Origin of the sequence: Actinophytocola glycyrrhizae (assembly GCF_042653545.1) — a bacterium.
GTDB classification, from domain to species: domain Bacteria; phylum Actinomycetota; class Actinomycetes; order Mycobacteriales; family Pseudonocardiaceae; genus Actinophytocola; species Actinophytocola glycyrrhizae.
This window is the reverse complement of record NZ_JBHSIS010000022.1, coordinates 437,783-463,498: the sequence shown is the minus strand read 5'-3', so window position 1 is coordinate 463,498 and position 25,716 is coordinate 437,783. Positions and strand designations below refer to the sequence as shown.

Below are 25,716 nucleotides of genomic sequence, written 5' to 3'. Positions count from 1 at the left end.
GTCTTCCCCTACGTCCTCGTGACAGCTCGACCTTCAATGACACACGCTGGTCCATTGTGCCCTGACCACGGGCAGTTACGCCACACTATCGGGCCTTGGCTACCGTTGTGCGGTCGGGCCGGTCGGTTCGCAATGCGTTCTGTCAGGGGGTGCGCGATGCGGGTGGTGCGGATCGGGGACGAGACGTCGACCGTCGGTGCCGACGTGCGCGCGGCACTCACGTCCTGGGGCCGGGGTGAGTCGGTCGTCGGCGGCGTCGCCCTGGTCGGGCTGCGGCCGAAGGACAGCGACCGGGTGATCGACGCGGTCGTGGTGCTGCCGCGTGGCGTGCTGGTCGTCGTGGGTGTCGACCTGCCGGACCCGGCCGTGCGGCTCGACGCACCGCTGTCCGGGCAGTGGAAGACCGACGGCTGGCCACTCACCAGGCCGGACGGCGCGGTGAACCCGGCAGCCGAGGCGGTGGCCGTGGTCGGCGTCGTCAGCCGCGTCCTGGAGGCGGCCAGGACCGAACCGTTGCCGGTCGGCACGGTCGTCGCGGTCGGGCCGTACGTGTCGCAGGTCCACCAGCCGACCTCCGACCTGCTGCGCGGCGTGCGGATCCTGCACCCCGAGCCGAAGACCCTGCTGAACGCGGCCCGCGAACTCGCGGTCCACCAGCGCCCGTGCACGGTCGCGCAGGCCCGCGCGATCATCGCGGCCCTCGCGCCGGACCTGCCGGAGGTCGACCTGGCCGGCGAGGGGTTCGCCGGTGCCGCGACCCCGGAACTCGGCGCCGCCAGCACCACTCTGATCCCCCGCGCGCAGCTCGCGCAGCAGCAGCACCCGGCGGGCGAGCCACGGCAGAAGGCGAAGCAGAAACCGCTCCGCTGGCTGCCTGCAGGGGCCGCGGTACTGGTGGCGTTGCTGCTGCTCACGGGCATCGTGTACGCGGTCGCGTCGTCCGGGTCGGCGGACGAGTCGGGGCGCGGCACCACGTCGACGCGCACCGCGACGAACGGGGTGACCGTCGACGGCCGCACGTTCGAGCCGAAGGGCACGATCACCGACACCGACTGCGCGGCGCACGCGTACGGCGACGTGCAGGTGTGGCTGGAACGCAACCGCTGCTCGGAGCTGGTGCGGGCCCGCTACGAGTCCACGTCGGACGGCAAGCGGGCCGCGGTGCTCGTGTCCGTGCTGCGGTTCCCGCAGACCGTGCTGGCCGGTGAGCTGAACGCGGTCGCCGACAAGCCGGGCAGCGGCGCGATCGCCGACGCGTCGACCGAGGGCGAGCCGTGGCCGGGCAAGGCGAAACCGTTCTTCGAGTCGGCGGCGTTCGCCAGCGGCCGGGAGGGCAACAGCCTCAAGCTCGTGCAGGCCGTGTGGATCGGCGAGCCGTCCACAACGGACGACGAGGACCTGACCAGGATCGCCACCAGCGCACTGGAGATCCAGGTCAACGCCTAGCGCTGGCTTCCGCGACCAGCTCAGGCGCGTACCCGTACAGGCCGGGTGCGCCGCCGGTGTGCACGAAAACGACCGTCTCACCCGGACGGACGCCGGCGACCAGCGCGGCGGCCGCCTTCCCGGTGTACACCGGGTCGAGCACGATGCCCTCGGTGCGGGCGAACAGCCGCAGCGCGGCCCACACCTCGTCGGTCGGCACGCCGTAGCCATCGCCGAGCGCGCTGTCGTCCGCGGTCACGTGGTCCAGCTTCGCCCGCTTCTCCCCGAGCACGTCGGTGGCGAGGCCCGCGACCTGCTCGACCACCGCCATCGCCGCGTCCGCCTTCCGCGACACGGTGACCCCGGTGATCGGTGTGCCGCCGCCGAGCGCGAGGCCCGCGACGGTGCCGCCGCTGCCAAGCGCGCAGACGATCCGGTCGGCCCGCCGGTCCCCCAATTGCTCGGCCAGCTCGGCCGCGGCGGCCACGTAACCCAGCACGCCAAGGCCGCTGGACCCGCCGACGGGCAGCGTCACGGTCCGGTCGTCGGCCAGCGCCGCCGCGACCTGTGCCGCCTCCTCGTCGGTGTCGCACATGTGCACGGTCGCGCCGAACAGCTCGTCGAGCGCGACGTTGCCGGACCGGTCGTAGGCGAACCCGGAGCGCGGCACGGAACGGGTCAGCACCAGTTCGCACCGCAGCCCGAGGCGTGCGCACGCGGCCGCGGTGAGCCTGCCGTGGTTGGTCTGCACACCGCCGAAGGTGACGATCTTCTCCGCACCGTCTGCGAGCGCGGCGGCCAGCGTGAACTCCAGCTTCCGCAGCTTGTTGCCACCGAGCCCGACGCCGCCGACGTCGTCCCGTTTCACCAGCACGGTCGCGCCGAGCTCCGCGCTCAGGCGGGGACAGGGGTCGAGCGGAGTCGGCCAGGAACCGAGGGGGACGCGGGGAAACCTCGACAGATCCACGCGACGAGTCTGCCGCCGCGCGGGTCGCGCCGCCACATCGCGCTAAGCTTCTAGGTGTTCGATTCAGAACCGACTCGGAGGACCCTGTGGCGCAGCGAACGATTCTCGAACTGGTCGACGACCTTGACGGTGGGAAGGCCGACGAGACCGTGACCTTCGCGCTCGACGGGGTCGAGTTCGAGATCGACCTGTCCGCCGACCACGCAGCAGCGCTGCGGAACACGCTCGCGGAGTTCGTCGGCCACGCCCGCCGCATCGGCGGCCGCAAGCAGCGGAGCGCGGGCGCACCGAAGACCAACGGCAACAGCAACAGCAATGGCAACGGCAACGGCAAGCCGGACACGCAGGCCGTGCGCGAGTGGGCCCGCAGCCAGGGCGAGCAGGTGGCCGAACGCGGCCGCGTACCCCAGGCCCTGGTGATCCGCTTCCAGGAAGCCCACCAGAACTAGACGATTGATTCGTGAAGATCATGTGAAGTGACTTGGCGTACGGACCCGTCATCAGGGCCGATGCCGTGAAGGGCGTGTTCACAGCAACGAGTGCCGTCAATGGGCCATTCAGGGCGCCCAGCGCCCTGAACGCGCCTTTCAGGGCATTTCCGCGCCGTCAACGCGCCTTTCACAGCACCAATCGCAGCCAGCACACCCGACCGAAACCGACCCGACCAGCACACGACGACCGACCGCCCACTCACACCGACTTCACGGAACCAAACATCTAGGGCGTCCCGGGGCGGGAGCCGTCGATGGTCTGCGGCTGAACGTCGTCGTTGACCAGGTCACCATCAGGCAGCAGCGGGCAGTTTTCGTGCCGATGGGAAGGCCCAGTCGCCGAGGCGGCGGGCGGCCAGTACCGGATGTGGCACCAGTGGGCCGAGCCGTGGTTCGCGCACCACGGTCCGCACGGTTTTCTGCAACGCGCGCAACGTCTCGGACAGCGTCCTCATCATCGCCGTGCTGATCGTGTGCGGGTAGGCGCGGCGGCCGTACACGGTCACCGCCCAGCCCGGCAGCAGTGAGTACGCCAGGTGCCCGACCAGCGTCTCGTAGGCCGGCAGGCCGAGCGCGAGCCTGCCGCCGACCGGCGGGCGGTGCAGGAAGTCGTAGATCGCGTCCGTGTCGTCGGTGCGGCGCAGCACCGGTCGCATGGCCCGCAGGTAGTCACGCATCGCGGCCACCGAGCCGGGCACCTCGCCGGGGTCGAGCCCGACCAGTGCGGCCGACCGGCGTTGTTCGTCGAGGTAACGGTCGGCGTGTGCGGCGGTGAGCGGGAACCCGGCGCGGCGCACGACCGTCAGGAACGACGACACCTCCGCGCAGTGCACCCACAGCAGCAGCTCCGGCTCGTCGATCCGGAACGTGCGGCCATCGTGGGTGCCGCGCAGCGACCGGTGCACCGCACGCACCTTGGCCGCCTGCCGCTCGACCTCGTCCCGAGGGCAGTAGGTGGTGGCGCCGACGAAGTTGGCGGTGCGCACGAGCCGCCCGAGGGGGTCGCCTCGGAAGTCGGAGTTCTGCACGATGCCTGCGACCGCGCGGGGGTGCAGTGCCTGCAGGTAGAGGCTGCGGATCCCGGCGAGCCACATCGCGGGTTCCGCGTGCAGTTGCCAGCTCACCGAGTCCGGGCCGAACAGGCCGGCGTCGTCAGGCTGCGCGGACATGAGCCCATTGAACCTCGATCCGCGCCGGTCGAGTACGTCTTCCCGAAGCTGGGTGCGGTCGTCACGACCGACGAACTGCTCGCCCGGCTACCCACCGGCTAGTCAAGCAGGGCTCCGGTACGGCCCTGAAAGGCGCGTTCAGGGCGCTGGGCGCCCTGAACGGCCCATTCACGGCACCGGTCCGCCGTACTTCACATGATCTTCACGGAACCAAATCAGCTAGAGCGCCTTCAGCTCCTCGGTGATGTCGGTGACCGACGACTTCGCGTCGCCGAACAGCATCGCGGTTCTCCGGTCGTAGTACAGGGCGTTGTCGATGCCCGCGAAGCCGGGGCTCATCGACCGCTTCAGCACGATCACCGACTTGCTCTCGTCGACGTTGAGGATCGGCATGCCGTGGATCGGGGACGACGGGTCGGTGCGCGCGGCCGGGTTGGTCACGTCGTTGGCGCCGATCACGAGCGTCACGTCGGTGCGTTCGAACTCGCCGTTGATCTGGTCCATCTCGCGGAGCCGGTCGTAGGGCACGTCCGCCTCGGCGAGCAGCACGTTCATGTGCCCCGGCATGCGGCCCGCGACCGGGTGGATCGCGTAGTACACGGCCACGCCCTTGTCCTCCAGCGTGCCGGCGAGCTGCCGCACCGCGTGCTGTGCCTGTGCGACCGCGAGCCCGTACCCCGGCACGACGATCACCTGGCGGGCGAACGCGAGCTGGATCGCCGCGTCCGCCGCCGATGTCTGCCGCACGGAACGGTCGCCGTCGCCCGCCGCCGCCACCGCGGTGCCGCCGCCGAACCCGCCGGCCACGATCGCCGGGATGGACCGGTTCATCGCCTTCGCCATGAGGTTGGTGAGGATCGAGCCGGACGCGCCGACGATCATGCCCGCGACGATCAGTGCCGTGTTGTCCAGCGCGAGGCCCATGGCGGCCGCGGAAAGTCCCGTGGCCGCGTTCAGCAGTGAGATCACCACCGGCATGTCCGCACCGCCGATCGGCAGCACCACCAGCAGACCGAGCACGGACGAGAAGACCAGCAGGCCGCCCATCAGCCACTCGGTCGTGCCGCCGACCACGACGGCCACCGCGCACCCGACGGACAGCAGCAGCACCAGCAGGTTCAGCGGCTGCTGCAGCCGTCCGACCGACACCGGCCTGCCCGGCAGGATCTCCTGCAGCTTCCCGAACGCCACGTTCGAACCCCAGAACGACGCCGACCCGACGATCGCCGCGAACAGCGACGCCACCGTGACGTACGCGGCCTCGTGCGCGAACCCGCCGCTGCTGCGGAACTCCACCCACGCGATCAACGCGATCGCGCCGCCGCCGACACCGTTGAACAGGGCCACCATCTGCGGCATCGCGGTCATCTTCACCCGCCGCGCGGCGGGCACGCCGATCACGGCGCCGATCGCGACGCCGAGCAGGATCAGCCACCAGTTGCCCAGCCCGGGGGTCAGCAGCGTCGCCACGACCGCGACGACCATGCCCGCCGCGGCGATCTTGTTGCCGCGCACCGCGGTCCTCGGCCCGGTGAGGCCCATGAGCCCGTAGATGAACAACGCGAACGCGACGATGTAGAGGCTCTGGATGACCGTCTCGTTCATTTCCGCGCCCGGTCCGTGTCCGTGTTCCTGCCCTTGAACATGCCGAGCATGCGGTCGGTGACGAGGAAACCGCCCACCACGTTGATGGTGCCGAACGCGATCGCCACCACCAGCAGGATCTTGTTCAGCACCCCCTCGGCACCGAGGCCCAGCACGATGAAACCGCCGAGCACGACGATGCCGTGGATCGCGTTCGTGCCGGACATCAGCGGTGTGTGCAACGTGTTCGGCACCTTGGAGATCACCGCGAAGCCGACGAACCCCGCCAGCACCAGGATCGCCAGGTTCTGCACCAGCATTGGCCCACCCCTTTGTAGGACACCGGTTTCACCCTCAGAGCAGCGGCGGCACCATCGCCTCGATCAGGTGCGGGCCCGGCTCGGCGAGGGCCTTCGCGAACTGGTCGGCCAGCTCCTCGGCCGTGGTGGCCCTGGTCGCGGGCACGCCCATGCCGTTCGACATGGACACGAAGTCGAGATCCGGGCCGGACAGGTCCAGCAGCTGCTGTGCCTTCGGGCCCGCCGCCTCCGCGCCGACGCGGGACAGCTCCATCCGCAGGATCGCGTACGCGTGGTTGTTCAGCAGGACCGTGGTCACGTCGAGACCCTCGCGGGCCATCGTCCACAGCGCCGACGCCGTGTACATGGCGCTGCCGTCGGCCTGCAGGCACACGACCGGCCGGTCCGGCGCGGCGACCGCGGCGCCCACCGCGACCGGGAGCCCCTGCCCGATCGCGCCGCCGGTCAGCGTCAGCACGTCGTGGCGGGGCGCGCCCACCGTGGTCATGGGGATCATCAGCCCGGACGTGTTGGCCTCGTCGGACACGATCGCGCCCTCCGGCAGCAGCGCGCCGATCACCTCGGTCCAGTTCTGCGGCGTCAGCGCACCCGATGGCAGGCCCGGCCGGGACGCCTCCTGCAGCACCGGCCGCGCGTCGCCCGCGACCAGGTCGGCCAGGTTCTCCAGCGCACCGGTGCCGTCCTCGCCGAGCACCGACAGCACGTGCACCTGGCACCCGTCGGGCACCAGCTCGGAGGCCTTGCCGGGGTAGGCGAAGAACGAGACCGGCGACTTCGCGCCGACCAGCACCAGGTGCTTGGCGTCCGACAGCTGCCACTGCACCTGCTCGGCCAGGTAGCCGAGCCGCTCGATGGCGGGCAGCCCCGCGCCACGCTCGATGCGGGCCGGGAACGTCTCGGCGAACAGCTTCACACCGGTCGCGGCCGCGATCCGGCTCGCGGCGACGAGGCCCTGCTCGCGGGTGGTGCCGTGGCCGAGCAGCAGCACGACCGGCTCCCCCGACCGCACGATCTTCGCGATCTCCGCGACCCGGCCGTCCTCCACCGGCTGCGCGGCGACCGGCTCCACCTGCTCACCGACCACGCCGCCGTCGGCCCACGACACGTCCGCGGGCAGCACCAGGTTCGCGAGCTGTCCCGGCGGCTGCATGGCGGCGGCGATCGCGGCGGCCGCGTCCGCCCCGACCTCCGCGCTCGCCTTCGAGGTGCGGGACCAGCCGTGCAGCCAGCCGGTCAGCGCGTCGATGTCCGACTCCAGCGGCGCGTCGAATCCCTTGTGGTAGCGGGCGTGGTCGCCGATGACGTTGACGACCGGGGTGTGGGCGCGGCGCGCGTTGTGCAGGTTCGCGAGGCCGTTCGCCATGCCGGGGCCCAGGTGCAGCAGCGTCGCGGCAGGCCGGTCGGCCATCCGGCCGTACCCGTCGGCGGCGCCGGTCACCGTGCCCTCGAACAACGACAGCACCGCCCGCATCTCCGGCACGTCGTCGAGCGCGGCGACGAAATGCATCTCGGAGGTGCCGGGGTTCGCGAAGCAGACGTCGACGCCGCCGTCGACGAGGGACCGCAGGAGCGCCTGGGCGCCGTTCATTCGTATCTCCTAGTCGAAGAGGACACCGGGGTTCAGGATGCCCCGAGGATCGAAAGCCTGCTTGATCCGCTTCATCAACTCGATCTTGGCGGGGTCCTCGAGCTCGAGGAAGTGCCGCTTCTTCTCCCTGCCGATGCCGTGCTCACCCGAGATCGCGCCGCCGAGCCCCATACCGGCCGCGAACAGCTCGTGCAGCACCCGGTGCCGGACCTCGGCGTCCTTCTGGAACACCGCGAGGTGCACGTTGCCGTCACCGGCGTGCCCGCAGCCGACCACCAGCGTCTGGTTGCCCTGCGCGATCTCCATGACCTTCGCGAAGAAGTCCGGCAGCGCGGCACGCGGCAGCACGGTGTCGATGATGTCGTCGGCGCCCGCGCCCTTGGCGGTGAAGAACGCCTTCTCGCGGGCCTCGACGAGCTTGCGGGCGGCGCCGCCCGGCAGCGAGTACACGTCGAGCGCGCCCAGCCCGGACAGCAGCGTGCCGACCGCCTCGACGTCCTCCTCCAGGCGCTGTGCGGAGTTGTTCTCCAGCATCACCACCAGGTAGGCCTGCGACTTCTCCTTGATCTCCTCGGGGATGCCGAGCTGCAGGTCGGCGGTGTAGGTGATGGCGCCCATGGTCAGCGCGTCGATGTACTCGAGGATCAGCGCACCGATGCCGGACCCGACGACGTTCGGCACCGCGGTCGCGACCGACGCGAGGTCGGGGAACGGCGCGAGGATCGTGGCCTGCTCGGTCATCCTGGGCTGCAGCTTCAGCGTGGCCTCGGTGACCAGCGCGAGCGTGCCCTCGGAACCGACGATCAGCTGGGTGAGGTCGTAGCCGGTGGACGCCTTCACGTACTTGCCGCCGGTGCGGATGGTCTCGCCGGTCGGCAGCACCGCCTGCAGGCCGAGCACGTGGTGGCGGGTGACGCCGTACTTGACCGCGCGCATGCCGCCCGCGTTGGTGGACACGTTGCCGCCCAGGCTCGCCGACAGCTCGCCCGGGTACACCGGGTAGACCATGCCGGCCTCGGCGGTCGCGGCCTCCAGCTCGGTCAGCGTCACCCCCGGCTGCACCACCGCGACGTGGTTGACCGTGTCGATCTCGAGGATCCTGTTCATCCGCTCGAACGACACGAGCAGACCGTCCTCGCGCGGGACCGCGCCGCCGGACAGGCCGCTGCCGCTGCCGCGGGCGGTGACCGGGACACCGGTCTCGGCCGCGAGCGTGAGGATCGCGGCCACCTCCTCGGCGTTGCCGGGCCGCACGACGTGCGCCGGCCTGGTCGCCGTCGCGGTCAGCGTCTCGTCGTGCGCGTAGTCGTCGCCGATCGCGTCGCCGGTGAGTACGTGCGCGGGCCCGACGATCTCCTCGAGCCGTGCCGCAAGGTCCGCCATTGGACTCCTCCTGCCTTGGTGAGGGCAACACTAGTTCTCTTGTCACCTCGGCGACATGATCGCGGAGGGTGGGGTGCGCCCGAGCACGATGTCGGCACCCGTACGGGCGAGCGCGGGTGCCATCTGAATGCCGTAACCACCCTGCCCGGCGAAGAACACGAACCCGGGGTGGTCCGGCCAGGCGCCGACGACCGGCTCGCGGTCGGCGACGAACGAACGCAGCCCGGCCCACGCGGTGCGCACGGTCCGCAGGCGAAGCGTGGTGGCGGCGTTGACCCGTTCGAGTGCCAGCGCGACGTCGACGTCCTCCGGCTTGGCGTCGCAGGGTTCGCTTGGGGTCTCGTCGGCGGGTGAGACCAGCAGGCCGCCGCTTTCCTGGCGGAAGTAGAAGCTGCCCGCGGCGTCGGCGACCGCGGGCCACGCCGGGTCGGCCTCGGCCGGCACGAACGCGATCGTGCGCCGCATGGGCACCAGCCCGATCGGCGGCACCCCGGCCATGGCGGCGACCCGGTCGGCCCACGCGCCGGCCGCGTCGACCACGACGTCGGCCTTCAGGTCGCCCGCGACCCAGCCGCTGCCGTCGCGGCGCAGTCCGGTGACCGGGCTGGCGGTGCGGATCTGGCCGCCGCGTTCCCGCAGGACGCGGACGTACCTGGCGTGGAGCGCCATCACGTCGATGGCCTGCGCGGTGCGGTCGACGGCCGCGGCGAGCGGTGGGCGCAGGACACGGCACAGTTCGACGGCCTGTTGCGCGGTGACCGGTTCGGCTCCCCCGTCGTCGCTGATCTCCTTGAGGTGGTCGACACCGTCGTCGTCGACCGCGATCCACAGCGCCGGGTGCGGGGTGAGGATGCCGTCGCCGAAGAGGTGTTCGCTCGCCGCGGTGAACTCGCGGACGACCGGGCCGCCGTAGGTGGGCACGTAGATGGCAGCGGATCGGCCGGTGGTGTGCCTTGCCAGTTCGGGTTCTGCCTCCACGAGTACCACGTGCGCGTCTGCCGCCAGCTCGCAGGCGATCGAGACGCCCGCGATGCCGCCGCCGATGACCAGGACGTCCACCATGGCGTGGAGCTTAATTCGGTTGCCGCGCTCGTTAGCGTCGGCGGTATGAGTGCGTCGATACGTTTGCGCCGTCGCTGACAGCGGCGGTTGCCCTTTCCTTGCCCTGACGGCGTTCGCCCGCCGCTGTCTCCAAGCAGCCCTGTTCGCTTTCTCCGGCTTGGAGCCAGGCACTCATGTCCTCCCGATCGCGGCGTACCGCCGCGCCTTCTTCCGGTGTGCACCTGTTGTCGGACCCGCGTGTGATCACCGCGCTGGTGTCCGCCGCCCGGCTGGGCGCGGGTGACCTCGTCATCGACTTCGGCGCCGGTCCGGGCGCGATCACCGAACCGCTGGCCCGCACCGGTTCGCGGGTGCTCGCGGTGGAACGCGACGCGCGGTTCGTCGCCGACCTGCGGCGCCGGTTCGGCGACCGGCCGCAGGTGCGGGTGGTGCATGACGATCTGCGCACGGTCCGGCTGCCCCGGCGGGCTTTCGCCGTGGTGGCGAACATTCCGTTCGCGGTGACGACACCGCTGCTGCGCCGGTTGCTCACGCCGTCGTCGAGTGGGTTCTCGCGGGCGGAGCTGGTGGTGGAGTGGGGGCTGGCGAAACGGCTGACCGCCGCGTGCCCCCGGGACGCCGAGGCGGCGTGGTGGTCGTGCCGGTTCGCGTTCACGCTGCGGCGGCGGGTGGCCGCCGGGTGTTTCACCCCGGCGCCCAGGGTGGACGCCGCGCACCTCGCTGTGCGCCGCCGGCCCGGTGTGGACCGCCGGGTGTCGGCGATCCTGTGGGCGCTGCTGTCCACCGTCTACGACCGGCCCGCCGCGCCTGCGCGGAGGTCGCTGCGGCGCGTGGCACCACGGCTCACGCACCGGCTGCTCGGCGACCGCCCGGCGGCGGCGATCACCCCGGACACGTGGCTGACGCTGGCGAAAACGCTTGCGGCGGACCGGAACGTCATCCCGCCCGGCGGCATGCCGTGACCGCGCTGTCCGCCAGGTACGGCAGGAACCGGTGCGCGACCGCCCGGCCGGGCCGTCGAGTGCGGGCCCGTCGTTCACGACCGCGACGTCCAGCTCGCCCATTCTCAGCCGCGCGGCCAGCGCCGCGTCAGACCGTCCGAAAGGGACAGTTGGACGCCGGGGAAGTCGCGCCGGAACGCCACCATCGCCTTGGCACCGGCCGGGGCGCCACGTTCGCCGCCGTGGTCGACATCCGCACCTACCTCACCGACATGTCCCGCCTGCGCGAGTACGGCGAGGTGCGCGCGGCCTACCTCGACGGCGCGCTCCCGACCAGCACGACCGTCGAGGTCTCGCGGCTGTTCCGGCCGGGCGCGCTCCCCGAGGCCGACGTCACCGCCGTGGTTCCAGGAACGGCGTGAGCAGGCCGGGCACCGCCTCCTCGGCGAACCGCAGCCCGTCGTCGATGCCCACGTCGTACACCGGGTAGGCGCCGCTGTTCGCCGCGGTCGTCGCCTTGACGGTGACGAGGCCAACCCTGCGCTGGAACGGCGAGGCGGAGATCGTCCACCCGATCACCCCGGACCGCAGCAGCGCCGCGGTCCGCCGGGAACCCATGCCGTACCTGGCCACGAGGTGCTCCTCGGCGAGACCGTGCCCGAGGTTGCGGTACGACTCGTGCGCCAGGAACACGGCGGCCGGCGTGAGCACGACGGCCGAGATCCACGCCAGGTGCAGCAGCACGTCGGTCAGCAGGAAACCCAGCCCGGCGAGCACGGCTACGAACGCCAGCACGCAGTACAGGCCCCAGCGCAGCCGCCGCCACAGCGCGGCACGCGGGTGGCCGGTGACCGCCGTCGCGGTCGCGGCCTCCGAGCCGATCACGTCGGCCGCCACCCGGCGCGCGACGTCGAACGGCGCGGCAGGCAGCAGCGTCTTCGGGTCGCCGCTCTCGTTCTGGGTCTGCTGCCGCATACCGGTCGCGATCACGTCCACCCGCGCGGCACCCAGCATGCGCACCCCGAGCGGCTCGATCACCTCGACACCACGCAGCCTGCGCCGTTCCAGCGTGAGCGACCTGGTGCTGAGCAGGCCACGCGACATCAGGAGGTTGTCGCCCTCGTTGCGCAGCGAGTAGCGGTACCACATCTCGACGAACAACAGGAGCGAGCCGATCACCCCGACCACGAGCGCGGCGGCCAGCAGCACCACGATCAGCCCGATGACCGACAGCCCGCCGAACAGGTCGCGGACGAACCGGAACACCGCGCCCTGCAACTGGAACCACTCCGAGACCTGCATGACCGCGCCGAACGCGGCCGCGCCGAGGATCGGGGTGGACACCGACACCGGCGCGTACCGGAGCCAGCGCCAGTCCAGCTTCGCGATCTCGGGGCCCTGCTGCTCTTCCTCCCCGGCCACCACGTCCGACCTGCGCAGCAGTTCCCTGCGCAGTTGCTCGGCCGTCGCCCGCCCGACCGGGTCGAGCGTCACGTGGCTGGTCTCCGAGGTCTGCTGGCCGGTGCCGATCTTCAGCTTGGCGACGCCGAAGACGCGCTGCACCGGATCGCTGACCAGGTCGACGGTCCGCACCCGGTCCCTCGGCACCGACCGGTGCGTGTGCAGCACCCAGGAGTACCGCACCTCCACCCGTTCGTCGGTCACCCGGTAGGTGGTGTGCCGCCAGCGCATCAGGTCGATGACCGCGGCGACGGCCGACGCCAGCACGACCCCGCCCACCGCGATCAGCAGCATCAGGCCGAGCCCGGCCGCATCCGCGAAGCCGAGCACGAACGGCACCGCGATGCCCGCCGCGACCAGGGCCACCCACACCGCGGTGACCTGGACCGTGCGGGGGTGCAGCCGCTGCCAGCCGTCCTCGGGCGCGATCACGTCGCGTCCCCCCTGTTGGCCTGCGTGACCTCGGTGAGCGTGTCGGCGAGCTCGGCCGCCACCTCGTGGTCCAGGCCCTTGATGGTGATCGGGCCCGCGGCCGACGCGGTCGTCACGGTCACGCTCGAGAGCCGGAACGCCTGTTCGAGCGGCCCCCTTTTGGTGTCGACGGTCTGGATGCGGGACATCGGCGCGACCCGCCACTCCTGCCACAGCCAGCCGCTGCGGGTGTAGACGGCGTCCTCGGTGATCTCCCAGCGGTGCACCCGGTACCGCCAGATCGGCATGACGATCATGTACGGGATGCCGATGACCAGCACGATCCCCAGCGCGAGGAGCAACCACGGTCGGGCGGGCGGGATGAGGAAGGCCAGCACACCCAGCACCAGCGCGACCACCCCGTTGGTGATCGCCTCCCCCGTCATCCAGTACCGCACTGCCCGCGGGTCGACCCTGTTCGCAGGCGGACGCAACCGCACCTGTTCCTCCATGGGACGTCACGGTACTGACCCCGACGATGCGCCCACGTCGACCCGAAGACCCGTGCCGTGTCATTCCCTCGGTGGACATTCGCCGCTAGGTTCCCGGGCATGAAGCGTGCGCTGATGATCTCCCTGCTGGTCCTGGCCACACTCCTCACCGTCCCGGCCACCGCCGGCGCGACCGCGCTGACGTGGCGGTCGCTGCCGACCGGCACGGACGCCCAGTTCCGGGGGCTGTCCGCGGTGAGCCGGCACGTCGCGTGGGTGTCCGGCACCAGGGGCACCGTGCTCAGAACGGTCGACGCCGGCCGCACCTGGCAGCAGGTGGGGCCACCGGACACCGCGGCACTCGACTTCCGCGACATCGAGGCGTTCGACGCGAACACCGCGGTGGCGCTGTCGATCGGCGAGGGCGAGTCGTCGCGGATCTACCGCACGACCGACGCCGGTCGCACGTGGACGGAGACGTTCCGCAACACCGAGCCCACCGCGTTCTACAACTGCCTGGCGTTCTGGGACTCCCGCAACGGGCTGGCGGTCGGCGACCCGGTGGCGGGCGAGTTCCGCGTGCTGGCCACTTCGGACGGTGGCCGCACGTGGGAGCGGGTGACCGGGCTGCCGCCCGCGCTGGCCGGCGAGTACCAGTTCTCGGCGAGCGGCCAGTGCGTGACCGTGGCCGGGCGCAAGGACGCCTGGATCGCGACCGGTGGCTCGACGGTCGCGCGGGTGCTGCACACCGGTGACCGCGGCCGCACGTGGACCGCCGCGCAGACCCCGCTCGCGAGCAGCGAGAGCGCCGGGGTGTTCGCCGTGGCGTTCCGCAGCCCGCGCACCGGCATCGCGATCGGCGGCGACTTCGCGACCCCCGCGAACGGCGCGGACGCGCTGGCACTGAGCCACGACGGCGGCGCCACGTGGCGGGAGCCGGTGACCGCACCGGCGGGTTACCGGTCGGCGGTCGCGTACCACCCGTTCCTGCCGACGGTCCTGTTCGCGGTCGGCCCGACCGGCAGCGACGTGTCGCTCGACGGCGGCCGCAACTGGCGCCAGTTCCACGACGGCAGCTTCGACTCGGTCGACTGCACCCGCGACGGCGCCTGCTGGGCGTCGGGTGCGCGTGGCGCCGTGGGTGCGCTGACGCTGGGCTGAGTCAGTCGCGCCAGTCGGTGGGGTGGAGGGCGGCGGCGGCCAGCATGGCGCCGCCGCCGACGGTGAAGCAGAGGGTCGCCGGGGAGAACGCGCTGACCCGCCCGTCAAAGTGCCCGGCGAGGGCGAACACCAGCAGCCAGCCGAGCGCGCACGCCACCAGCAGGACGATGCCGCAGACCCTGGCGAACCGCACCGGCCCGGTGCCGACCGCGTCCGCGAACAACCGCAGCAGCGCGATCAACGCGACCAGGATGGCGAGGGCGAACACGCCGACGACCACGGCGGCCATCACCGCCTCCTCCTCGAACGGTCCGCCACCGGCTTCGCTGATGCCGAACACCGTCGGGAGCAGCGCGACCGACTCGTCGTCGTCCCCGCGCGCCTTCTCGGTCGCCGAGAGGAACGGCAGGAAGAAGCCCAGCACCAGCGCCACCGAGCCGACGGTCACCACCGCGCGGAACAGACCGATCTCCAGTCTGCCGACCCGGTCACCCAGCACCTGCACCTGGCGCCGCAACTCCCTGACCTGGTCCTCCGCGGTCTTCTCGCTCATGCGGGGAGGGTAGGCCCGAACCACCCGCCGCGGGGCCGGAATGCCCTGAAAGACGCTTTCGAGACGTTGAGCGTCCCGAAGGCGCCTTTCGGGACAAGGCACCCGCCCTGGCGCACCGGACGGGCAAACAGGTACGAGGACCTCCGCCGAGCGCGTCAGCGCCCGGCGGAGGTCTCACGTGTTATCGACGGTCGCCCGCGGGCTCGTCGATGACCGGCGGTGCCTCCGCGTCCTCCGGGAGCACGTCCTCCGGCTCCTCCCGCGCGGCCGGTGCGGTCTTGCCACGCGGCAGGAACAGCGCCGGGATGAACGCGACGGCCAGGAGCACCAGCGCCCACACGAACGTGGACGAGTACGCCTCCGACATCAGGTCCGCGAGCTGTGTGCGGACCGGCTCCGGCAGGTCGCTGATCGACGTGGTGGCGTCGGGCGCCGCACCGGCCGGGGCGCCCGCCGCCAGCGGTGCGAGCCGGTCCTTGACCTCGTTGAACAGGAGCACCGACAGCAGCGCGGTGCCGATCGACGCGGCCACCTGCTGGATGATGTTCAGGCTCGTCGAGGCACGGGCGACGTCCTTCTGCCGCAACGTCTTCAGCGCCGCCGACATGATCGGCATCATCGTCATGCCCATGCCGAGGCCGAGCACGAACAGCGCCGTCCCGATCGCCCAGTACGAGGTGTCACCCTCGAGCTGGGTGAACAGCACCATGCCGCCGACGATCACGATGATGCCGAGCTGCGCGATGCGTGCCGAGCCGATCCGGTCGACGACCAGACCCGCGATCGGCATCATCAGCATCGCGCCGATGCCCTGCGGTGCCAGCAGCAGACCGGCCGAGAGCGCGCCCTCACCCCGCACCTGCTGGAAGTACAGCGGGAACAGCAGCATCGCGCCGAAGAACGCGACCGTGAACAGGACCATCGTGATCGCGGCGACCCCGAACCCCCGGTCGCGGAACAGCTTCAGGTCGATCAGCGCGCCCTCGGTGCGGGACGCGTGCCAGATGAACGTCGCCACGAGCACCGCGCCGATGCCCGCCGGCAGGTACACCTCGGGGTGGCCGACGCCCTCGTGCGCGGGGACCTGTGCGAGGCCGTAGATCAGCGCGGCGAGACCCGGCGACAGCAGGAGCAGGCCCAGCACGTCGAGCTTCTCCGTCGGCCTCGGCTCGTCCTTGTCCAGGATCCTGATGCCGAGCAGCAGCGTCAGGATGCCGACCGGCACGTTGATGAAGAAGATCCAGCGCCACGACACGTCGTCGACGAGCCAGCCACCCAGGATCGGGCCGATGATCGGGCCGAGCAGCATCGGCACGCCGATCACCGACATCACGCGGCCGACCCGCTCCGGGCCCGCCGCCTTGGTCAGGATCGTCATGCCCAGTGGCATGAGCATGCCGCCACCGAGGCCCTGCAGCACGCGGAACAGGATCAGCGACTCGACCGACCACGCCATGCCCGCGAGCGCGGAGCCCACCATGAACAGGAAGACAGCGGTCAGGTAGATCCGTTTGGTGCCGAACCGGTCGGCGGCCCACCCGCTCAGCGGGATGACGGTCGCGAGCGCCAGCGTGTAGCCGGTGGCCACCCACTGGATGGTGTTCAGCGTCGTGTTGAACTCACCGATCAGATGGTCGAGCGCGACGTTGACCACGGTGATGTCGAGCATCGCCATGACCGCGCCGAGGACGACGACCGAGCCGATGGTGAGGATTCTGCGGTCGAGCTTCTCCGAGCCCGTACCCCCTGCCGCCGACGGTGTCGGCGGAAGCACCTCAGTCACAAGAAATCCCCTCTAGCAGCCAGATGTGGTGGTGGGGAGGTCCCCCCGAGCAAGAAAAGGCGTCAGTGCCAGCGAAAGCCGCTCCCGCTCGTGGTCGCTGAGCGACTCGAGGCACTCGCGTACGGCCGCCCGGTGTGCCTGCAGGAGACCGCCGACGAACTGCCGGCCGTGCTCGGACAGGCGCACCCGTTTGACCCTGCGGTCGTGGTCGTCCTCCCTGCGCGTCACCATCTCGGCCCGCACCAGCCCCTGGACGGCTCGTCCGGCGGTCGCCATCGACAGCCCGAGCAGTCCGGCCAGCTCGTGGACAGCCAGTTCCCCCTGGCTGTCGGAGAGCACGAACAACGCACGCATCTGCGAGAATGACAGATCGAGTCCTTTTGCGACACCTAATATGTGCGCCTCGCCGCTCTTCTTCAGCCGCGCAAGACAGTCCATCACCTGATCGGTGACAGACTCGACGGAGGAGAGCGACGGTACTTGCACGGTACAATCGTCGCACCGACGCAACTAACTGCAAGTGACTGTGCGCGGCGTCTCAGTCCACTTTCGGCGTACGTCTGGACGCAAGGCAGCTACTCATAGCAACGAGCAATTACTCGTGTACCCACCGATGCAACCCCCGTGCATCGGCTTTGTCGGGGGTGCGGGGCAGAATGCTCACCCGTGACAGCCACGGCCACTCCCCCTTCCGTCTACCTGCGCATAGCCGAGGAACTCGACGTCGCCGAGCGCCAGGTGCGCTCCGCCGTGGAGCTGCTCGACGGCGGCTCGACCGTCCCGTTCATCGCCCGGTACCGCAAGGAGGTCACCGGCGCCCTGGACGACACGCAGCTCCGCACTCTCGAAGAACGGTTGCGCTACCTGCGTGAGCTGGAGGAGCGCCGCGCCGCCATCCTCGACTCGGTCAAGTCGCAGGGCAAGCTGACCGACGAGCTCGCCGGGCAGATCTTGGCCGCCGACTCCAAGGCGCGCCTCGAGGACATCTACCTGCCGTACAAGCCCAAGCGCCGCACCAAGGCGCAGATCGCGCGTGAGGCCGGACTGGAGCCGCTCGCCGACGGCCTGCTCGACAACCCCGAGACCGACCCGCCTGCCGCCGCGGCCGTGTTCGTCGACGCCGACAAGGGCGTCGCGGACGTGCAGGCGGCGCTGACGGGTGCGCGCGACATCCTCGTCGAGCGGTTCAGCGAGGACGCCGACCTGATCGGCGGGCTGCGCGAGCGCATGTGGGAGCAGGGCCGCCTGGTCGCCAAGGTCCGCTCCGGCAAGGAGACCGACGGCGCCAAGTTCGCCGACTACTTCGACTTCTCCGAGCCGTTCACCAGGCTCCCGTCGCACCGCATCCTCGCGATGTTCCGCGGCGAGAAGGAGGAGATGCTCGAGCTGACGCTCAACCCGCACAGCGACGACGAGCAGCCCCCCGGCCCGACGGACTACGAGGCGCGGATCGCCGCCAGGTTCGGCATCGACGACAAGGGCCGTCCCGCCGACAAGTGGCTGGCCGACACGGTGCGCTGGGCGTGGCGCACTCGCATCATCGTGCACCTCGGCGTCGACCTGCGGGCCCGGCTGCGCCAGATCGCCGAGGACGAGGCGGTGCGCGTGTTCGCCGCCAACCTGCGTGACCTGCTGCTCGCCGCGCCCGCCGGCACCCGCGCGACGATGGGGCTGGACCCCGGCCTGCGCACGGGCGTGAAGGTCGCGGTGGTCGACGCGACGGGCAAGGTCGTCGCGACGGACACGATCTTCCCGCACGCCCCGGCCAAGCGGTGGGACGAGTCGCTGGTGAAGCTGCACGCGCTGGCGAAGGCGCACGACGTGGAGCTGATCGCGATCGGCAACGGCACCGCGTCGCGGGAGACCGACAAGCTGGCGGCCGAGCTGCTCGCCAAGAGCCCGGAGCTGAAGCTCACCAAGGTGATGGTGTCCGAGGCGGGCGCTTCGGTGTACTCGGCGTCGGCGTACGCGTCGCAGGAGCTGCCGTCGATGGACGTCTCCCTGCGCGGCGCCGTGTCGATCGCCCGCAGGCTCCAGGACCCGCTCGCGGAGCTGGTGAAGATCGACCCGAAGTCCATCGGTGTCGGCCAGTACCAGCACGACATCTCGGAGACGAAGCTGTCCAGGTCGCTGGACGCGGTGGTCGAGGACTGTGTGAACGGCGTCGGCGTCGACCTGAACACGGCGTCCGTGCCGCTGCTCACGCGGGTGTCGGGCATCGGCGGCTCACTGGCGGCGAACATCGTCGCGCACCGGGACGCCAACGGCCCGTTCCGCTCCAGGACGTCGTTGAAGACGGTCCCGAAGCTGGGCCCGAAGGCGTTCGAACAGTGCGCGGGCTTCCTCCGCATCCGCGACGGCGAGGACCCGCTCGACTCGTCGAGCGTGCACCCCGAGGCGTACCCGGTGGTGCGCAGGATCGTGTCGTCGACCGGCGTGGAGCTGGCTTCGCTGATCGGCAACACCAAGACACTGAAGTCGCTGCGCCCCGCCGACTTCGTCGACGACAAGTTCGGCCTGCCCACCGTCACCGACATCCTGGCGGAACTGGACAAGCCCGGCCGCGACCCGCGCCCCGCGTTCAAGACGGCCACGTTCAACGACGCGGTGCACACACTGAACGACCTGAAGGTCGGCATGGTGCTGGAGGGCGTGGTGACGAACGTGGCGGCCTTCGGCGCGTTCATCGACATCGGCGTGCACTGCGACGGGCTCGCCCACGTGTCGCAGCTGTCCAGGAACTTCGTGAAGGACCCCCGCGAGGTGGTCAAGTCGGGCGACATCGTGCGGGCCAAGGTGCTCGAGGTGGACCTCCCCCGGAAGCGGATCTCGCTGACGTTGCGGCTGGACGAGGAGACGTCGGCACCGCGGCCGCCGCGGGAGCGCGGGGATCAGCCTCGGGGTGGCCAGCCGCGCGGCGGTCAGGCCCGTGGTGGGCAGTCACGGGGTGGTCAGTCGCGTGGCGGTGGTCAGCAACGCCGTGGCGGCCAGTCCTCGGGCAGCGACGGCGCGATGGCGGAGGCCCTGCGGCGGGCTGGGTACCGGCCTGGCTGATCCGGGGTTCACTGGTTCCTCGCGGGGTAGGTTGGCCGGTATGGGGAAGGTCTACGAGGGGATCACGGCGCGGCTGCGGGCGTTCATCGAAGAGCAGAAGGTCTTCTTCGTCGCGTCCGCGCCGCTGTCGGGGGACGGGCACGTCAACCTGTCACCGAAGGGGCGGGACGGAACGCTTGTCGTGCTGGGTGAGCACACGCTCGCGTACCTGGACTTCGGGGGCAGTCATGCCGAGACGATCGCCCACCTGCGGGAGAACGGGCGCGTCACGTTGATGTGGTGCGCCTTCTCCGGTCCGCCCAAGGTGTTGCGGGTGCACGGGCGCGGAACACCGGTCTTCCGGGACGACCCGCGCTGGGCCGGGCTGATCACCCACTTCGCCGGGGCGGACGGGCCAGGGGCGCGGGCGATCATCCTCGTCGAGGCCGTGCTGGTGAGTGACAGCTGCGGGTTCGCGGTGCCGTTCATGGACTACCGCGAGGAACGGACCCAGCACGCGCAGCACTTCGGGCGCAAGACCGACGACGAGTTCGCCGCCTACTGTGCGGGCAAACCGCACAACGTGGCGAGCATCGACGGGCTGCCCGCGCTGCCGGTGCCACTGCCGTCGCGGACCTCCTGAGCGCCACCCCGCGCACTTGTGGACGCGCCGCCGGGTTTGGCAGCGTGCCGACCATGGTGAGACGCGCCCTGCCGAACTACCTGTGGCTGGTCCTCGCGATCCTGTTCGCGCAGATCATCCTCAACGTGTTCGGCGGCACGGTGCTGCTGTACTCGCTCGGCGGACGGCCCGATGCCGGGGCGCTGTACGTCGTGGTGTGCTTCGCGCTGCTCGCGTCCGTCGTGCTCGCGGTGAGTGCGCTGTTCCTGGTGCTGCGCAACCCGTGGGCGCGGTACCCGGTCATCGTCGTCGAAGGGCTGTCGATGGCCGGTGGGCTGCTGTCGCTGCTGACCGGTTCGACCGCCGGGATCACCAACCTCGCGCTCGGGTTCGCCGTGCTTCTCATGCTGTACCAACCCGAGGTGCGTGCCTGGCTCACCGACGTGCGCACCCCGCCGGGGTCCTGGCACGGGCCCGCGACCACGGTGGGGATGGCAGCTTCCGGCCGACTTCCTGACCACGGCCTGGCCGACTGATCGTCGGCGGCGATCCAGCATGCTGGGTGCGTACGCGGGACGGCAGGAACAAACGATTGATTACGATTTGATGGGCTACGGTGATCGGCATGGACGTCTGGGTTGGCTGCTACACGTCGGCGACCGGTGGCAACGGGGCCGGGATCAGCACGTTCCGCCGCTCACCGGACGGCACGCTCACCCCGGACCGCGGCCTGCCGATGCTCTCGCCGTCGTGGCTGACCGCCCACCCGAGCGCGCCCGTCGTGTACGCGGCGAACGAGTCGGGTGACGGCGTGATCACCACCGTCTCGGCCGAGCTGGAAGCGCTCGGCGCGGTCTCCTCCGGTGGCGCCGACCCGTGCCACCTCGCGGTGTCCGCCGACGCGCGGTACCTGTTGTGCAGCAACTACTCCAGCGGCAGCCTGTCGGTGTTCGCGCTGGCCGAGGACGGCCGGATCACCGCGCAGACCGATCTGGTGCGACACGAGGGCAGTGGCCCGCACCCCGAGCGCCAGGAGGCCGCGCACGTCCACCAGGCGGTCGTGCGCGACCGGATCGTGAGCGTCGTCGACCTCGGCACCGACGAGATCCGCTCCTACGAACTGATGGACAACGGCAAGCTCGACCCGCTGGCGGTGTCGGCGCTGCCGCCCGGCACCGGCCCGCGTGAGCTGCACCGCAGGCCGGGCGGCGACCTCGCGTACGTGGTTGGCGAGGTCGCCGGCACGCTGGTCGTGGTGCGTGAGGACCAGCCCGGTTCGTTCACACCGGTCACGGTCGTGCCCGCCACGAAGGAACCGTGGACCGGCGACACCCCGAACTGGGTGGCGCACCTGGAGATCGCGGGCGAGCGGCTGTACCTGTCGAGCCGGAACCCGGACGTGATCACGGAGTTCGACATCACCGCCGAGACCCCGGTCGCGGTCGCCGACCACCCGAGCGGCGCGTGGCCGCGGCACTTCGCGGTCGCGGACGGCACCGCGTACGTGGCCGCGCAGCACGACGACGCGATCGTGGCGTTCCCGGTGGGCGGCGGCGAGCAGGTGCGCTACGCGACGGGCACCCCGACCTGCGTGCTCGTCAGGTAGTGGCGTGCCGCGGTCCCAGCACCGTCCCCGCGGCGTCCACGGCCAGACCGTCGAGACGCTGGCCGGGCGGATCCTGTCGGGCGAGTACCCGGAGGGCACGGTCCTCGACCTGCCCACCCTGCGTACCGAGCTGGACCTCAGCCTGACCGCGCTCCGCGAGGCGCTGAAGGTGCTGACCGCGAAGGGCATGGTCGACGCGCGGCAGAAACGCGGCACGTTCGTCCGGCCGAGGTCGTCGTACTGGCCGCGGTGGCCGCCCACGACCCGGTGGAGGCGGAACGCGCCATGCACGCACTGCTGGCCACCTCGTGCCAGGACTGATGCCGTGCCGGTCAGCGGGCCTCGACCGGGTTGGTCAGCGTGCCGAGGCTGTCGATCGTGATCGACACCTGCTGGCCCGCGGTCATCGGGCCGACGCCGGCCGGCGTGCCGGTCATGATCACGTCGCCGGGCAGCAGGGTCATCACGCGGGACACCCACTCGACCAGCTCCGGCACGCCGTGCAACAGCAGCGAGGTCCGTGCGTCCTGCTTGACCTCACCGTCCAGCGAGGTGCTGATGGCCAGGTCGGACGGGTCCACCTCGGTCTCGATCCACGGGCCGAGCGGGCAGAACGTGTCGTGGCCCTTGCCGCGCGTCCACTGCACGTCGGCCTTCTGGTGGTCGCGGGCGGTGACGTCGTTGCCGATCGTGTAGCCGAGGATCACCGACTTGGCCTGCGCGGCGGTCACGTCCCGGCACGGCCGCCCGATCACCGCGACCAGCTCACCCTCGAAGTCCACTCTGGACGAGTCGGCGGGCAGCTTGATCGCCGCGCCGGGACCGATCACCGACGTCGACGGCTTGAGGAACATCACCGGGTCGGCGGGCGGCTCGCCCCCCATCTCGCGGGCGTGGTCCGCGTAGTTCTTCCCGATGCAGACGACCTTCGACGGCAGGATCGGCGCCAGCACCCGCACGTCGGCCATCGGCCACGACTTGCCGGTGTAGGTGGGCGTGCCGAACGGGTGGTCGGCCACCTCCCGCGCGACGAGGTCGTCCCCGGACCCGTCGACGGTGACGAACGCGACCCCGCCCGGATGAGCAATTCGAGCAATACGCACGCCGCCAGCCTACGAAACGCGACATGTCGCCCGGTTGCCGGATAGGCATCGGCCCAGGACGCCTGGTTGTGTCGAAGGCACCCTGCGTACGAAGGAGTACCCCATGCGGCGACTCATCGCCATCCTCACCGTGCTGTTCGCGTGCCTGTTAGGTCTGCCCGGCACGGCATCCGCCGTGCCGGTCCCGATCGGCGGCGGCAGCGTCCTGTTCAACCCGTTCGGCAGCGCCGGGACGCGGTGCACGGTCGCGTTCGCCGCTGCCGACAGCAGCCGCGAGTACCTCATCGCGGGCCCTGGCTGCGGCACCGGGTTCTCGACGCAGTTGTACAGCGGCAACAACGTGCTCGTCGGCCCGGTCGTCGGCAACGCCAACGGCGGGTACGTGGTCGTTGCGGTCACCAACACCGCGGCGTGGGACGTGGTCGGCTGGATCAACGCAGGCGGCAGGCACCCGATCGCCGGGTCGAGGGAGACGCCGATCGGCGGGCGCGTGTGCCTGCTGAGCAACACCGCGGGCATCACCTGCGGCACGGTGACCGCCAAGAACGTGACGATCAACTACCCAGGAGGCACGATCACCGGTCTGACCAGGACCAACATCTGCCCGCAGCCGCGCAGCATCGCCTTCGTGACCGGCGACCAGGCCCAGGGCGTGCCGTTCGGGGGCTCCGGCATCTGCACGACGGGGGGCAGCAGCTACTTCTTCCCCGTCAACCGGATCCTGGCCGCCTACGGGCTGAGGCTGCTCACCGGCTGACCGACCCGCATCGCCTTGTGCACCAAGGCGTCGCAGAGCGCGAGCCAGCTCGCCTCGACGATGTTGCCGTGCACCCCGACCGTGGTCCACTCGCGTTCGTGGTCGCTCGACTCGACCAGGACGCGGGTGACCGCGTCGGTGCCCGCGGTGCCGGGCAGGATGCGGACCTTGTAGTCCGACAACCGGACCTCCGACAGCCACGGCAGGTGCGGCAGCAACGCCTCGCGCAGCGCGGCGTCCAGCGCGTGCACCGGCCCGTTCCCTTCCGCGGTCGCGATGACGCGCTGGTCCGCGACGTGCACCTTGACCGTTGCCTCGGACACGATCTCGCCGTCCATGCCGTGGTCGAGGATCACCCGGTAGGACTCCAGCCGGAACGGCGGCGCGTCGACAGTGGCGTCCTCGGCGGCCGCCACTTCGTTGCGCAGCAACAGTTCCAGTGACGCGTCGGCCGCCTCGAACGACCAGCCGCGCGCCTCGAGCTCCTTCACCTTGCGCACCGAGGAGGTGAGCGCGGCCGGCTGGCCGGCCAGGTCGACCCCGAGTTCTCTGCCTTTCAACTCGAGGCTGGCCCGGCCGGCCATCTCGGTCACCAGCACCCGCATGTCGTTGCCGACGACAGCTGGATCGATGTGGTTGTACAACAACGGATCCACCTTGATCGCGCTCGCGTGCAGCCCCGCCTTGTGAGCGAAGGCCGACGACCCGACGTAGGCCTGGTGGGTGTCGGGTGCGATGTTCGCGATCTCGGCAAGCGCGTGCGAGACCCGCGACAGCTCGGGCACTGAGGCAGCCGGGATCACCGGCATACCGAGCTTCGTGACGAGGTTGCCGACCACGGCGAACAGGTCGGCGTTGCCCGCCCGCTCGCCGTAACCGTTGGCGGTGCACTGGACGTGCGTCGCGCCCGCCTGTACCGCGGCCACACTGTTGGCGACCGCGCAGCCCGTGTCGTCCTGGCAGTGGATGCCGACCCGGAAACCGGTGCGGGCGATGACCTCACCGACCGTGTCGGCGAGTTTCAGCGGGAGCTGGCCGCCGTTGGTGTCGCAGAGGACGGCGACGTCCGCCCCGGCCTCGACCGCGGCGGTGAGCACGCGGAGGGCGGTGTCGGGGTCGAAGGCGTAACCGTCGAAGAAGTGCTCGGCGTCGAGGAAGACCCGCCGCCCTTCCTGCCTGAGGAACGCCACGGTGTCCCGCACCATCGCGCACGCCTCGGTGACGTCGGTGCGCAGGGCCCGCTCGATGTGCCGCCGGTCCGACTTGGCGACCAGCGTGACGACCGGTGCCCCCGAGTCGAGCAACGCCCGCACCTGCGGGTCCTGGTCGGCGGTGGTGCCGGCGCGGCGGGTGGCCCCGAACGCGACCAGCGCGGCGTGCTTGAAGTTCTCCGCACGGGCCCGCGCGAAGAACTCGGTGTCCTTCGGCATCGCGCCCGGCCAGCCACCCTCGATGAACCCGACCCCTACCTCGTCCAGCAACCGGGCCACCGCGAGCTTGTCGGCGACGGAGTAGGTGACGCCCTCGCGCTGGGCACCGTCCCGCAGAGTCGTGTCGAACACGTGGAACGAGTCGCCGAGCGGGGTCCCGGCCGGGGTCGTGCGGTTCACGACGGGTGCCTTTCGTTGTGTGGCAACAAAAAAACCTCCCGCAGGATGCGAGAGGTCAGCGCGTCGGGTGCGTGGATCGGCTACCCGGCGCGCTCGGCGATAATGATCACGGCGTGAGTGGTCATGCTGGCATGTAATCACATGCCCCGCGCGGCTACCAACTTATGAGCACGTTCTCCCACATCCCGGGATCAC

The 25,716-nt window shown here is 70.9% G+C and carries 25 protein-coding genes; 11 read left to right on the top strand and 14 right to left on the bottom strand.

The features are described 5' to 3' along the window. Positions 1-156 precede the first annotated feature (156 nt). Complete coding sequence (locus ACFPCV_RS33220) at positions 157-1,446, top strand: hypothetical protein (RefSeq protein ID WP_378060859.1); 1,290 nt, start codon at positions 157-159, stop codon at positions 1,444-1,446. Here the strand turns inward: ACFPCV_RS33220 and ACFPCV_RS33215 are convergent. Then, positions 1,436-2,392, bottom strand: a complete 957-nt coding sequence (locus ACFPCV_RS33215; RefSeq protein ID WP_378060858.1) for a pyridoxal-phosphate dependent enzyme — start codon at positions 2,390-2,392, stop codon at positions 1,436-1,438. The genes ACFPCV_RS33220 and ACFPCV_RS33215 overlap by 11 nt on opposite strands. Before the next feature lie 86 nt (positions 2,393-2,478). Between ACFPCV_RS33215 and ACFPCV_RS33210 the strand changes: the two genes are divergently transcribed. Further along, entirely contained in the window at positions 2,479-2,841 is a 363-nt protein-coding gene (locus ACFPCV_RS33210) for a histone-like nucleoid-structuring protein Lsr2 (RefSeq protein WP_378060857.1), read from the top strand. A 335-nt stretch (positions 2,842-3,176) separates the two neighbouring features. Here ACFPCV_RS33210 and ACFPCV_RS33205 read toward each other — a convergent pair whose 3' ends face one another. The 6 genes from ACFPCV_RS33205 to ACFPCV_RS33180 all read right to left on the bottom strand — a co-directional run bounded on the left by ACFPCV_RS33205 (position 3,177) and on the right by ACFPCV_RS33180 (position 9,989). Then, positions 3,177-4,052 (bottom strand): oxygenase MpaB family protein, encoded by an 876-nt coding sequence (locus ACFPCV_RS33205; RefSeq protein ID WP_378060855.1) that lies wholly within the window; start codon positions 4,050-4,052, stop codon positions 3,177-3,179. Positions 4,053-4,271: 219 nt separating this feature from the next. Beyond that, positions 4,272-5,657, bottom strand: coding sequence for an NAD(P)(+) transhydrogenase (Re/Si-specific) subunit beta (locus ACFPCV_RS33200; RefSeq protein WP_378060853.1), 1,386 nt, complete (start codon positions 5,655-5,657; stop codon positions 4,272-4,274). Next, entirely contained in the window at positions 5,654-5,956 is a 303-nt protein-coding gene (locus ACFPCV_RS33195; RefSeq protein WP_378060851.1) for an NAD(P) transhydrogenase subunit alpha part 2, read from the bottom strand. The genes ACFPCV_RS33200 and ACFPCV_RS33195 overlap by 4 nt, the downstream gene beginning before the upstream one ends. A 34-nt stretch (positions 5,957-5,990) precedes the next feature. After that, positions 5,991-7,544 (bottom strand): acetolactate synthase large subunit, encoded by a 1,554-nt coding sequence (locus tag ACFPCV_RS33190; protein WP_378060849.1) that lies wholly within the window; start codon positions 7,542-7,544, stop codon positions 5,991-5,993. Between the two features lie 9 nt (positions 7,545-7,553). Next, positions 7,554-8,927: an FAD-binding oxidoreductase gene (locus ACFPCV_RS33185; protein WP_378060847.1), complete on the bottom strand. Its 1,374-nt coding sequence runs from the start codon at positions 8,925-8,927 to the stop codon at positions 7,554-7,556. Positions 8,928-8,969: 42 nt separating this feature from the next. Further along, positions 8,970-9,989 (bottom strand): NAD(P)/FAD-dependent oxidoreductase, encoded by a 1,020-nt coding sequence (locus ACFPCV_RS33180; protein WP_378060845.1) that lies wholly within the window; start codon positions 9,987-9,989, stop codon positions 8,970-8,972. Positions 9,990-10,162: 173 nt separating this feature from the next. On the opposite strand from ACFPCV_RS33180, the gene ACFPCV_RS33175 reads away from it, so the two are divergent. Further along, on the top strand, positions 10,163-10,951 hold the full coding sequence (locus ACFPCV_RS33175; RefSeq protein ID WP_378060844.1) for an rRNA adenine N(6)-methyltransferase family protein: 789 nt from the start codon (positions 10,163-10,165) through the stop codon (positions 10,949-10,951). 149 nt (positions 10,952-11,100) lie between these two features. Continuing rightward, positions 11,101-11,352, top strand: coding sequence for a RidA family protein (locus tag ACFPCV_RS33170; protein WP_378060842.1), 252 nt, complete (start codon positions 11,101-11,103; stop codon positions 11,350-11,352). On the opposite strand, the gene ACFPCV_RS33165 is transcribed toward ACFPCV_RS33170, so the two are convergent. Together ACFPCV_RS33165 and ACFPCV_RS33160 are read right to left on the bottom strand one after the other, a co-directional pair. Beyond that, entirely contained in the window at positions 11,324-12,823 is a 1,500-nt protein-coding gene (locus ACFPCV_RS33165; protein WP_378060840.1) for a PH domain-containing protein, read from the bottom strand. The two genes, ACFPCV_RS33170 and ACFPCV_RS33165, sit on opposite strands and share 29 nt — an antisense overlap. Beyond that, entirely contained in the window at positions 12,820-13,314 is a 495-nt protein-coding gene (locus ACFPCV_RS33160; protein WP_378060838.1) for a PH domain-containing protein, read from the bottom strand. The genes ACFPCV_RS33165 and ACFPCV_RS33160 overlap by 4 nt, the downstream gene beginning before the upstream one ends. A gap of 99 nt (positions 13,315-13,413) precedes the next feature. Here ACFPCV_RS33160 and ACFPCV_RS33155 point away from each other — a divergent pair, with 99 nt between their 5' ends. After that, the gene (locus ACFPCV_RS33155) at positions 13,414-14,454 is read left to right on the top strand and encodes a WD40/YVTN/BNR-like repeat-containing protein (RefSeq protein ID WP_378060836.1); all 1,041 of its coding nucleotides are present in this window, start codon (positions 13,414-13,416) and stop codon (positions 14,452-14,454) included. A 1-nt stretch (position 14,455) separates the two neighbouring features. Here the strand turns inward: ACFPCV_RS33155 and ACFPCV_RS33150 are convergent, their stop codons facing one another. The 3 genes from ACFPCV_RS33150 to ACFPCV_RS33140 form a co-directional block, all read right to left on the bottom strand. Further along, positions 14,456-15,007, bottom strand: coding sequence for a hypothetical protein (locus ACFPCV_RS33150; protein ID WP_378060834.1), 552 nt, complete (start codon positions 15,005-15,007; stop codon positions 14,456-14,458). A 181-nt stretch (positions 15,008-15,188) separates the two neighbouring features. Further along, entirely contained in the window at positions 15,189-16,790 is a 1,602-nt protein-coding gene (locus tag ACFPCV_RS33145) for a DHA2 family efflux MFS transporter permease subunit (protein WP_378060832.1), read from the bottom strand. A gap of 12 nt (positions 16,791-16,802) precedes the next feature. After that, positions 16,803-17,228: a MarR family winged helix-turn-helix transcriptional regulator gene (locus ACFPCV_RS33140; RefSeq protein ID WP_378061182.1), complete on the bottom strand. Its 426-nt coding sequence runs from the start codon at positions 17,226-17,228 to the stop codon at positions 16,803-16,805. A gap of 228 nt (positions 17,229-17,456) precedes the next feature. Between ACFPCV_RS33140 and ACFPCV_RS33135 the strand changes: the two genes are divergently transcribed. The 5 genes from ACFPCV_RS33135 to ACFPCV_RS33115 all read left to right on the top strand — a co-directional run bounded on the left by ACFPCV_RS33135 (position 17,457) and on the right by ACFPCV_RS33115 (position 22,433). Continuing rightward, positions 17,457-19,844, top strand: coding sequence for a Tex family protein (locus ACFPCV_RS33135; RefSeq protein ID WP_378060830.1), 2,388 nt, complete (start codon positions 17,457-17,459; stop codon positions 19,842-19,844). 40 nt (positions 19,845-19,884) lie between these two features. Beyond that, complete coding sequence (locus ACFPCV_RS33130) at positions 19,885-20,466, top strand: pyridoxamine 5'-phosphate oxidase family protein (protein WP_378060828.1); 582 nt, start codon at positions 19,885-19,887, stop codon at positions 20,464-20,466. Between the two features lie 53 nt (positions 20,467-20,519). Continuing rightward, positions 20,520-20,981, top strand: coding sequence for a hypothetical protein (locus ACFPCV_RS33125; protein WP_378060826.1), 462 nt, complete (start codon positions 20,520-20,522; stop codon positions 20,979-20,981). A gap of 89 nt (positions 20,982-21,070) precedes the next feature. Continuing rightward, complete coding sequence (locus tag ACFPCV_RS33120) at positions 21,071-22,051, top strand: lactonase family protein (RefSeq protein WP_378060824.1); 981 nt, start codon at positions 21,071-21,073, stop codon at positions 22,049-22,051. Between the two features lie 4 nt (positions 22,052-22,055). Beyond that, on the top strand, positions 22,056-22,433 hold the full coding sequence (locus ACFPCV_RS33115) for a FadR/GntR family transcriptional regulator (protein WP_378060822.1): 378 nt from the start codon (positions 22,056-22,058) through the stop codon (positions 22,431-22,433). Here the strand turns inward: ACFPCV_RS33115 and ACFPCV_RS33110 are convergent. Next, a complete protein-coding gene (locus tag ACFPCV_RS33110; protein WP_378060820.1) occupies positions 22,384-23,154 on the bottom strand; it encodes a fumarylacetoacetate hydrolase family protein in 771 nt (256 codons plus the stop codon). The two genes, ACFPCV_RS33115 and ACFPCV_RS33110, sit on opposite strands and share 50 nt — an antisense overlap. A 103-nt stretch (positions 23,155-23,257) precedes the next feature. Between ACFPCV_RS33110 and ACFPCV_RS33105 the strand changes: the two genes are divergently transcribed. Beyond that, positions 23,258-23,911 (top strand): S1 family peptidase, encoded by a 654-nt coding sequence (locus ACFPCV_RS33105; protein WP_378060818.1) that lies wholly within the window; start codon positions 23,258-23,260, stop codon positions 23,909-23,911. Here the strand turns inward: ACFPCV_RS33105 and cimA are convergent. Beyond that, the gene (gene cimA, locus ACFPCV_RS33100) at positions 23,884-25,521 is read right to left on the bottom strand and encodes a citramalate synthase (protein WP_378060816.1); all 1,638 of its coding nucleotides are present in this window, start codon (positions 25,519-25,521) and stop codon (positions 23,884-23,886) included. The genes ACFPCV_RS33105 and cimA overlap by 28 nt on opposite strands. Positions 25,522-25,716: the final 195 nt, after the last annotated feature.